Genomic DNA, 9753 nt, shown 5'->3' on the forward strand with positions numbered 1-9753 from the left:
GTCACGGGCTACTTACCCTTTTCGAGGCGCATCAAGACGCCTGAAAGAACCTTTAGGAGTACCCCATGATCCCTTTGCTCAAGCTGTTCCAACCCGGTCGCCTGCTGGTGGCGAGCAGTCTCGCCGCCAGTCTGCTGTCACTGTCCGTGCAGGCCGCGACCCTGACCCGTGATAACGGCGCGCGGGTGGGCGACAACCAGAACTCGCAGACTGCCGGCCCCAACGGCTCGGTGCTGCTACAGGACGTGCAACTGCTGCAGAAGCTGCAGCGTTTCGACCGTGAACGCATCCCCGAGCGCGTGGTGCACGCACGTGGCACCGGCGCCCATGGCCAGTTCACCGCCAGTGCCGACATCAGCGACCTGAGCATGGCCAAGGTGTTCCGCCCCGGCGAGAAGACCCCGGTGTTCGTGCGCTTCTCCTCGGTGGTGCACGGCAATCACTCGCCGGAAACCCTGCGTGACCCGCGCGGCTTCGCCACCAAGTTCTACACCGCCGACGGCAACTGGGATCTGGTCGGCAACAACTTCCCGACCTTCTTCATCCGCGACGCGATCAAGTTCCCGGACATGGTTCACGCCTTCAAGCCCGACCCACGGAGCAACCTCGATGACGACTCGCGTCGCTTCGATTTCTTCTCCCATGTACCGGAAGCTACCCGCACCCTGACCCTGCTGTACTCCAACGAAGGCACGCCGGCCAGTTACCGCGAGATGGACGGCAACAGCGTGCACGCCTACAAGCTGGTCAACGCCAAGGGCCAGGTGCACTACGTGAAGTTCCACTGGAAGAGCCTGCAAGGGCAGAAGAACCTCGACCCGAAACAGGTCGCCCAGGTACAGGGCCGCGACTACAGCCACATGACCCACGATCTGGTCAGCGCGATCAACCAGGGCAAGCTGCCGAAATGGGACCTGTACATCCAGGTGCTCAAGCCCGAGGAGTTGGCCAAGTTCGACTTCGACCCGCTGGACGCGACCAAGATCTGGCCCGACGTGCCGGAGCGCAAGATTGGCCAGATGGTGCTCGACCGTAACGTCGACAACTTCTTCCAGGAGACCGAGCAGGTGGCCATGGCGCCGTCGAACCTGGTACCGGGTATCGAACCGTCCGAGGACCGCCTGCTCCAGGGACGGTTGTTTGCCTACGCCGATACCCAGATGTACCGGGTTGGCGCCAATGGCCTGAGCCTGCCGGTGAACCGCCCGCGTGCCGAGGTCAACACCGTCAACCAGGATGGCGCGATGAACGCCGGGCACACCGACAGCGGCGTGAACTACCAGCCGAGCCGTCGCCAGCTGCGTGACGAGCAGGCCGACGCCCGTTATGTGCAGACCCCGCTGAGCGGCAGCACCCAGCAGGCGAGGATCCAGCGCGAGCAGAACTTCAAGCAGGCGGGCGAGCTGTTCCGTTCCTACGGCAAGAAGGACCAGACCGACCTGATCAACAGCCTCGGCCAGGCCCTGGCGACCGCAGATGAGGAGAGCCGCTACATCATGCTGTCGTTCTTCTACAAGGCGGATGCGGACTACGGCACCGGCCTGGCCAAGGTGGCCAAGGCCGACCTCGAGCGGGTCCGGCAGTTGGCGGCGAAGCTGCAGGACTGAGCGGCCACTGCTGCCCAGATCCATTGACATGACATGAACCTGCGGGAACGGATTCATCGGGGCAGCCGGATCGCCGCGACCACCGGTAAATCCGTTCCCGCACGACGACCATGTTGTCCGGCGCGTCTTATTTTCTGGTGAGCTTGTCACCCGGCACATGCAGATACGACATCACGCTTTCGGTCAGCTCCGTGGCCAGTTTCACCGCCTCCTTGTTGCGCGCCATGACCCCGGCCACCAACCCTTCGATCAATGCCAGCACGGCGATGTTGGAGCTGGTCAGCACCGGATGATCGGCGGGCGCGTACAACACATGGTGGGCCATGGGCGCCAGCGGCGAGGCGGGTGAGTCGGTGATCGCCAGTACCGTTGCGTTGCGCTCATGGGCGAAACGCGACAGTTGCAGGGTGTCCTGCGAATAGCGTGGCAGGGCGATGGCCAGCAGCACGTCCTGCTCGGTGATCGCCGCCAGGCGGTAGGCGGCATTCTCGTTGCCACCTTCCATGCTGATGGCACAGGTGTCCCTGCAGAACGGCACCAGGGTCGAGGCGGCCAGCCCGGCCAGGTACACGCTGTTGCCGAAGCCCAGCACGTAGACCTTGCGCGCCGCGATCAGGCTGTCGACGAACGCCTCGAAGGCATCGGCCTGGTTGTTGCTGGCGGTGGTCGCCAGGTTGCTGGTGGCGCTCTGGATCTGCTCATGCAAGCCAAAGTCGCCGCCCGGGCGTTGGGCCAGCTCGTTACGCAGCTTGTCCACCGGCGAGACCATCTGTTGCAGGGTGCTCACCAGCTCGGCCTTCATGCCGCTGTAGCCGCCCAGGTCCAGGGCCTTGGCCAGGCGATTGACCGCCGCCGGCGAGGTCGCGGTAGCCTGGGCCATGTCCTCGATGGTCAGGGTCGCGGCCTTCAGCGGGTGGCGCAGGATGTACTCGGCGACCTTGCGCAACGACGGTGGCAGTTCGGCCAGGCTCTCCGACAGCTTGCGCATGACCGGCGCGGCGTAGACCGTGGTGTTCTTGGTATGGCTCGACATCCGGCGCGAGGCTCCCTGTGAATTGCCGGGTAGTGTATCCCAAGGCGCTCTGCGGCGGGCCGCCACAGCGCGCCACGGGGGTCACTTCAGGCTGCCGGCGAGGAACTGGCGCAGGCGCTCGGACTGCGGCCGCGCCAGCACCTCGCGCGGGTCGCCGCGTTCCTCGGCCAGGCCCTGGTGGAGGAATAGCAGCTGGTTGGACACCTCGCGGGCAAAGCCCATCTCGTGAGTGACCACGACCATGGTCCGGCCCTCCTGGGCCAGGTCCTGCATGACCTTGAGCACATCACCGACCAGTTCCGGATCGAGCGCCGAGGTCGGTTCGTCGAACAGCATCACCTCGGGCTCCATGGCCAGCGCCCGGGCAATGGCCACCCGTTGCTGCTCGCCACCGGACATGTGCGCCGGGTAGGCGTCGCGGCGATGGCTGACGCCGACCTTGGCCAGGTAGTGCTCGGCCTTCTCGCGGGCCTCCTTGCGGTTCATGCCGAGTACGTGCACCGGGGCTTCCATGACGTTGTCCAGGGCGCTCATGTGCGCCCACAGGTTGAAGTGCTGGAAGACCATGCTCAACCGCGCCCGCAGGCGCTGTAACTGGCGTGGGTCCGCCGCGCGCAGCCCGCCACGGGGGCACTCGCGCAGCTTGAGCTGTTCGCCGTTGACCAGGATCTGCCCGGCGTTGGGTTGCTCGAGCAGGTTGATGCAGCGCAGGAAAGTGCTCTTGCCCGATCCGCTGGAGCCGATGATGCTGATCACGTCGCCGGCATCGGCCTGCAACGAAACGCCCTTGAGCACCTGGTGGTTGCCGTAGCTTTTGTGCAACTCGTGGATATGCAGTTTGTTCATCAGACGGTACTCGCAGGGTTCAGTCGCTGAGCAGGCGACCTTGGCGGATGGAGGTGTTGCCGGCAACCTTGGCCAGCCACAGGCCGGGCTGGGCGAAGCGCAGGCGTTCACGGGCATAGAGGATGCCGTCGGTGGTGGCCCTGACCACGCTGTGGCGGTCGCTGAGCGGGTCGAGCACTTCGAACAGCGGATCACCCACGCGCACCTGCGCGCCTAGCGGCTGCAGGTAGCTGACCACGCCCGGGTGCTCGGCGTAGGCGTATTGCGCGCCAGCGAAGGGCGTGGCTTGGCAGCAGTGTTGCGGGGCGGCCGGCCAGGGGCCGCGGATCATGCCCTGGTCGGCGAGGTAGCCGAGGATCTGCTCGGCGCTGGCCTGGCATTGCTCACGCCCGGTGTCGGCCATGCCGCGCAACTCGATGGTGGTCGCAACGCAGGCCAGGGGGATCTCGGCATCAGGGTAGTACTCGCGCAGGTGCAGCCAGGGCGCGGCGCAGGCCTCGTCGAAGGCATCGCCACCGGCGCCCTCGGCCAGCAGCGCCGCTTGCGCGCCGAGGCGAGCCGCCAGCGGACGCAGCTGCGCCCAGTGTTGCGGCATGGCGTACAGCAGCATCACCGACTCGAAATCGCAGTGCAGGTCCAGCACCAGGTCGGCATCGCAGGCGTGGCGCAGCAGCAGGCGGCGCAGGCCATCGAGCTCCGAGTGTGGCGCGGGCAGTTCATCAAGGAGTTCGAGCATGGCCCGGCGGATAGTCGTGACGTTGGCCTGGCCATCGCCGCCCAGGCGGCCTTCGAGGTGCGCGGCCAGCGCTTCGGTCAGTGCCGGGAAATCGCGATTGAAGTTCTTGCCGCTATTGAACTCGAAGCGGCCCTGGTGGGTGGCTTGGAACATCTGGCCGATACCGATCGGGTTGGCCAGGGGCACCAGTTCGATCACCGCGTCCAGCAGGCCCTGCGCCTCGAGCTCCAGCAACCTGCGCTTGAGTTCGATGGCCACGCGCATCCCGGGCAGTTCATCGGCGTGCAGCGAAGCCTGGATATAGGCCTTGCGCGGGCCGCTGCCAAAGCGCAGCACGCGCAGCGAACGCTCGGTGCCGCAGGCGCTCCAGGGCAGGGTATGGTCAATGTGCTGCATGAAAGCTCCTTAGTGCTTGCGCGGTGCCAGGTAGGCCAGCCAATGGCGCTCGGCCAGCTTGAACAGGCGCACCAGCATGAACGTCAGGGCCAGGTAGATCAGCCCGGCGGTGATGAAGGCCTCGAAAGGCAGGTAGTAGCGTGCGTTGAAGGTCTTCGCCGCCCCGGTGATGTCCACCAGGGTGACGATCGACGCCAGGCTGGTGGTCTGCAGCATCATCAGTACTTCGTTGCTGTACTGCGGCAGGGCGCGGCGCAAGGCCGAGGGCAGCAGGATGCGCCGGTACAGCGTCAACCGTGACATGCCCATGGCACGGGCAGCCTCGACCTCGCCCCGGGGCGTCGAGCGCAGGCTCCCGGCCAGCAGCTCGGCGCTGTAGGCGCTGGTGTTGAGGGCGAAGGCAAGGCAGGTGCAGAACGTCGCGCTGGAGAGGTAGGGCCACAACGGGCTCTGGCGCACGGCCTCGAACTGGGCCAGGCCGTAGTACACCAGGAACAGCTGCACCAGCATCGGCGTGCCGCGGATCACGTAGGTGTAGAGCCAGGCGGGGTAGCCCAGCAGGCACGTGCGCGAGACACGCATCAGCGCCAGGGGGATCGCCAGCGCCAGGCCACAGGCCAGAGAAATCAGCAGCACCTTGAGGGTCAGGGCAACGCCGTTCAGGTACAGCGGCAGGTTCTGCCAGATCAGTTGATAGTCGAGCGTCATCGGGCAGCTCCCCTAGAGTTCGGCGGCTTTGAAGCCGACCGAGTAACGTTGTTCAACACCGCGCAACAGCAGCAGCGACACGCTGGTCAGCAGCAGGTACAGCGCGGCCACGGCGAGGAAGAAGGTGAACGGCTGGTGGGTGGCGTCGGCGGCGTTCTTGGCCTTGAACATCATGTCCTGCAGGCCGATCACCGAGATCAGCGCGGTGGACTTGGTCAGCACCAGCCAGTTGTTGGTGAAGCCCGGCAGCGCCAGGCGCACCATCTGCGGCAGGCTGATCCGCCAGAACACGTGCAGGCCGCTCATGCCATAGGCAGCGCCAGCCTCGGCCTGGCCCTTGGGGATCGCCAGGAAGGCGCCGCGAAAGGTCTCCGAGAGGTAGGCGCCGAAGATGAAGCCCATGGTGCACACCCCGGCAACGAACGGGTTGATGTCGATGTACTGTTCGTAGCCCAGCGCCAGTGCCAGGCGGTTGACCAGGTCCTGGCCGCCGTAGAACACCAGCAAAATCAGCACCAGGTCGGGGATGCCGCGCACCACCGTGGCATACACCTCGCCCAGTGCCGCCAGCCATCGCAACGGTGATAACCGGCAGGCCGCACCGAACAGGCCCAGGCCGATGGCCAAGGCCATCGCCAGCAGTGCCAGGCTGATGCTCAGCCAGGCGCCATCGAGAATGCTCGATCCATAGCCATGAAGCATGATGAAAACCCTCGTCGGCCGGCGTTACTGGCCGTAGATGTCGAACGGGAAGTACTTGCCCTGCACCTGCTGGTAGATGCCGTTGGCGCGGATCGCGGCGATGGCGGCGTTGAGCCGCGCGAGGTTGGCGGTGTCGCCCTTGCGCACGGCAATCCCGGCGCCGCGGCCAAAATAGTGAGGGTCGCCGATGTCCGGGCCGACCAGGGCGAAGCCTTGGCCCGCCGGGGTCTTGATGAAGCTTTCCTCGGTGTTGACGATATCGGCGAGGGTGGCGTCCAGGCGCCCGGAAACCAGGTCGAGGAAGGCTTCGTTCTGCGAGGCGTAGCGCACGATCTCGACGCCCGCCGGTTCCAGTTGTTCGGTGGCGAAGCGGTCATAGGTCGAGGCCCGCTGCACGCCCACTTTGCGGCCCTTCAGGTCCACCATCGGGGTGTCCAGGCGGCTGCCGGCCTTCATCGCGAACTTGCCGGGGGTGTGGTAGTACTTGTCGGTGAAATCGACCGATTTCAAGCGATCCTCGGTGATCGACATCGACGACAGCACAGCGTCTATCTTGCGTACCTTCAGCGACGGGATCATGCCGTCGAACTCCTGGATCACCCACTGGCACTTGACCTGCATCTGCGCGCACAGCGCGTTGCCGATGTCGTAGTCAAAGCCGGCGAGCTCACCTTCTGGGGTGCGGTAGGAAAAGGGCGGGTAGGCGGCCTCGATGCCGATGCGCAGGCTGGCATCGTCGGCCTGGGCGAAGGCGCTGCAGGCACAGAGTGCCAGCGCGCCGAGAAGTCCGGTTTTATTCATGTTGTTGGCTCCGGTGGGGGCGTTACCAGCCATGGCCCGAAAGGAACCATGGGTTGGGTGCGGCCTGAAAATGACATGATTTATATCACAAATCAATATCGTGAAAATAAATGTGTCAGATCAGCGCTCGCCTTGAGGTCGCCGTCCTTCTTCCTGAGCTGCTCGATCTTGCGGATCACACCCAGCGTTCTGGCCTCCAGCCTGCCGGCGGTTTCCAGATACTGCTCGAGATCGATAGGACACATTGCGCTAAATTGGGGGCGGAATGCCTTCGGCTGATGCTACATGGTACGTACTGCAACTGCCTGAAAATGGCCTGAATCATTCAATTGTTTCATGCTTGATACGTACTGTTTGTGTACTGAACGGTAGGCTCGCCTGCACCACCAGATCGAGTGTGGGAATGGACAAGCATGGCGCCGGGTCAGGCAAATGAGCAGGGTCTTCTTATAAAGCGCGGGCCCGGCAGACAGCCCCCGGTATTGGGGCCGCCTCCCCAATGTTCTCGGGTTGTTTGGCTAACCCGTTGATTTAAGGGCGTTTGTTTAATGGCATAACGCTTGCTTCCCCCTCCACAGAACCGTGATTCCTGTGGAGGTGCAGCATGACCATTCCCCTCGAAGGCGCTACCCCATGCGTGCCGGCATGAACCGCAAGCTGCGCCCTGCATACCTGGGCTTGCTGCTGGGCACCGCGCTGATCGGCCTCGGCGTGGCCTACGAAAAGCTCTGGTGCGACCCCCGCGAACTGCTGCAGGAGGCCGCCGATCCCCAGGCCCTGCACACGCTCAGCCGCGATGGCGTCACCGTTGAGTTCGAGGCGCGCCCCCTCAGCGGCGGTGAACTGCGTGAGGGCGACTTTGCCAATATCCGCTTCAAGGTCAGCGACCAGACCAGCGGCCAGCCGCTGTCGGGCATGGCCCCCGGCGCCTGGCTCGACCCCGCGCAGTCGGCACCGGTCGGCGACCGCGACAGCAGTTGCAAGGCGCGCGTGGCGTTGTTTCTCAAAAGCAGCATCGGCGCTCGTCCTTTGCTCGATCTGAACAGCTACTTCCTGCTGGTGCTGAACAAGGACGCCAGCCTGACGGTGATCGACCCGACCGTGTCGGTGGGCGGGGTCACCAGCACGCTGGCGCGCATCGACCTTCCGGGGCGGCCCATGGACTGGGTGGCCACCGGCGATGACAAGCAGGTGTTCGTGTCCATGCCCGAACGCAACCAGGTGGCGTTGATCGACACCGAGACCTTCACCCGCGTTGCCACCCTGGAGGCCGGCGAGCAGCCGCTGCGGGTGGCGCTGCAACCCGACCAGCGCCTGCTGTGGGTGGGCAACAACAGCCATGACCCGGCCAAGGGCGGGGTGACGGTGATCGACGTGCCCAGCCGGGCCAAGCTCAAGTCGTTCGTCACCGGCTCCGGCCACCACGAGATCGCCTTCAGCGCCGATTCGCGCTTTGCCTTCGTCAGCAACCGCGACGGCCGCACCCTGAGCGTCATCGACACCGCCCAGATGCGCCTGGTGAAGACCCTCGAAGTCGGCCCGCATCCGTTGTCGGTGGCTTACTCGCCCTTGTCGCAGGCAGTGTACGTGGTCGATGGCCAGGAGGGCACGGTGCGGGTGATCGACGCCCGCAGCCACACCTTGCGCCACACGGTCAAGGCCGAGCAGGGCCTGGGGCCGATGCGCTTCAGCCAGGATGGTCGTTATGGCGTGGTGCTCAACACCCTGGAGAACCAGGCGCTGGTGATCGATGCCAGTACCGACCAGGTGCTCCATCGGATACCGGTGGCCGCCGAGCCGTACCAACTGACCTTCACCAAGGCCTACGCCTATGTGCGTGGGCTGGCTTCTTCGAAGGTGAGCATGATCAACCTGGCAAGCCTCGGGCAGGGGCGCGAACCGATCGTCCAGGGCTTCGAGGCCGGCCCGGCTGCGCCGCGCCAGGCCGGCGACCTGCCGTTGGCCCAGGGGGTGAGCATTTCCCGCGACGACAACTCGGTGTTCGTGGTCAACCCCGTGGACAACACCACCTACTTCTACGCCGAGGGCATGAACGCGCCGATGTCGGGCTACAACAACCGCGGCCACCAGGCCCGCGCCGCGCGGGTCATCGATCGCAGCCTGCGCGAGCTGGCGCCCGGGGTGTACGGCTCGACGGTGAAGCTGCCGGCCGCCGGCACCTTCGACGTCGCGTTCCTGCTCAATCAGCCGCAGATCATCCACTGCTTCAGCACCGAAGTCGCGGCGTTGCCGCAGTCGGGCGTGCCCAAGCGTGCCCGCGCCGAGTTCATCGGCACCGACCAGCCGCTGCTGCAGCACACCCCCTACCTGGCCCGGGTGCGCATCCTCGGCGAGGACGGAAAACCACGCCCTGGGCTTGGCGACCTGAGCTTGCGCTACTTCCTGGCGCCTTCGTCGCTGCCACGCAACGTGGCGCTGGTCGAAGTCGGCGAGGGGCTCTACCAGGCGCCGCTGGAGCTGGCCGAGGCCGGCGCCTGGTACCTGCACGTACAGTCGCCGAGCCTCGGGCGTGCCTTCACCGAAGAAAACTACACCAGCCTGCGCGTCCTGCCGGCCGCCGAGGCGCCCACCGCTTCCCAAGGGGAACCCAGGAGTGTGCGATGAACCGTCTGCAGGGTGGAAAACTGCTGGGCCTGAGCCTGCTGTTGGCGAGCAACCTGGCGCTGGCCCACGCCGGCCACGATCACGGCGGCACGTCCGCGCAACCACCGGCCGCTCACCAGGAGAAAGCCAGCGTGCGCTTCGCCGATGTGGCGCTGCTCGACCAGGACGGCATGCCGGTGCGCCTGGAGAAGGACCTGGTGGGCGATCACCTGGTGGTCATGGGGTTCATCTACACCAGCTGCACCACGGTGTGCCCGGTGGTGTCATCGATCATGAGCAAAGTCCAGCAGCAGTTGGGT

General features: G+C 65.4%; 9 protein-coding genes. 3 read left to right on the forward strand and 6 right to left on the reverse strand.

Annotation, left to right across the window (positions count from 1 at the left end):
* Positions 1–65: 65 nt before the first annotated feature.
* Positions 66–1607, forward strand: a complete 1542-nt coding sequence (gene katB, locus AC3WL2_RS22915; protein WP_102685256.1) for a catalase KatB — start codon at positions 66–68, stop codon at positions 1605–1607.
* Between the two features lie 127 nt (positions 1608–1734).
* On the opposite strand, the gene AC3WL2_RS22920 is transcribed toward katB, so the two are convergent.
* The 6 genes from AC3WL2_RS22920 to AC3WL2_RS22945 form a co-directional block, all read right to left on the reverse strand.
* A complete protein-coding gene (locus AC3WL2_RS22920) occupies positions 1735–2640 on the reverse strand; it encodes a MurR/RpiR family transcriptional regulator (protein WP_102685257.1) in 906 nt (301 codons plus the stop codon).
* Positions 2641–2721: 81 nt separating this feature from the next.
* Entirely contained in the window at positions 2722–3486 is a 765-nt protein-coding gene (locus AC3WL2_RS22925; protein WP_102685258.1) for an ABC transporter ATP-binding protein, read from the reverse strand.
* 19 nt (positions 3487–3505) lie between these two features.
* Positions 3506–4618 (reverse strand): succinylglutamate desuccinylase/aspartoacylase family protein, encoded by a 1113-nt coding sequence (locus tag AC3WL2_RS22930; RefSeq protein WP_102685259.1) that lies wholly within the window; start codon positions 4616–4618, stop codon positions 3506–3508.
* A gap of 9 nt (positions 4619–4627) precedes the next feature.
* Positions 4628–5326 carry an ABC transporter permease gene (locus AC3WL2_RS22935; RefSeq protein ID WP_102685260.1) on the reverse strand — a complete coding sequence of 233 codons (699 nt, stop codon included), beginning with the start codon at positions 5324–5326 and terminating at the stop codon, positions 4628–4630.
* A 12-nt stretch (positions 5327–5338) separates the two neighbouring features.
* Positions 5339–6028 carry an ABC transporter permease gene (locus AC3WL2_RS22940; protein ID WP_102685261.1) on the reverse strand — a complete coding sequence of 230 codons (690 nt, stop codon included), beginning with the start codon at positions 6026–6028 and terminating at the stop codon, positions 5339–5341.
* Positions 6029–6052: 24 nt separating this feature from the next.
* Positions 6053–6829: an ABC transporter substrate-binding protein gene (locus tag AC3WL2_RS22945; RefSeq protein WP_102685262.1), complete on the reverse strand. Its 777-nt coding sequence runs from the start codon at positions 6827–6829 to the stop codon at positions 6053–6055.
* A gap of 645 nt (positions 6830–7474) precedes the next feature.
* On the opposite strand from AC3WL2_RS22945, the gene AC3WL2_RS22950 reads away from it, so the two are divergent.
* Positions 7475–9454 (forward strand): cytochrome D1 domain-containing protein, encoded by a 1980-nt coding sequence (locus tag AC3WL2_RS22950; protein WP_102685264.1) that lies wholly within the window; start codon positions 7475–7477, stop codon positions 9452–9454.
* Positions 9451–9753: SCO family protein (locus tag AC3WL2_RS22955; protein ID WP_173928737.1), on the forward strand; the 303-nt coding region annotated here is incomplete at its 3' end. The genes AC3WL2_RS22950 and AC3WL2_RS22955, both read left to right, overlap by 4 nt.

The sequence above is a fragment of the Pseudomonas sp. FW305-96 genome, assembly GCF_058783825.1.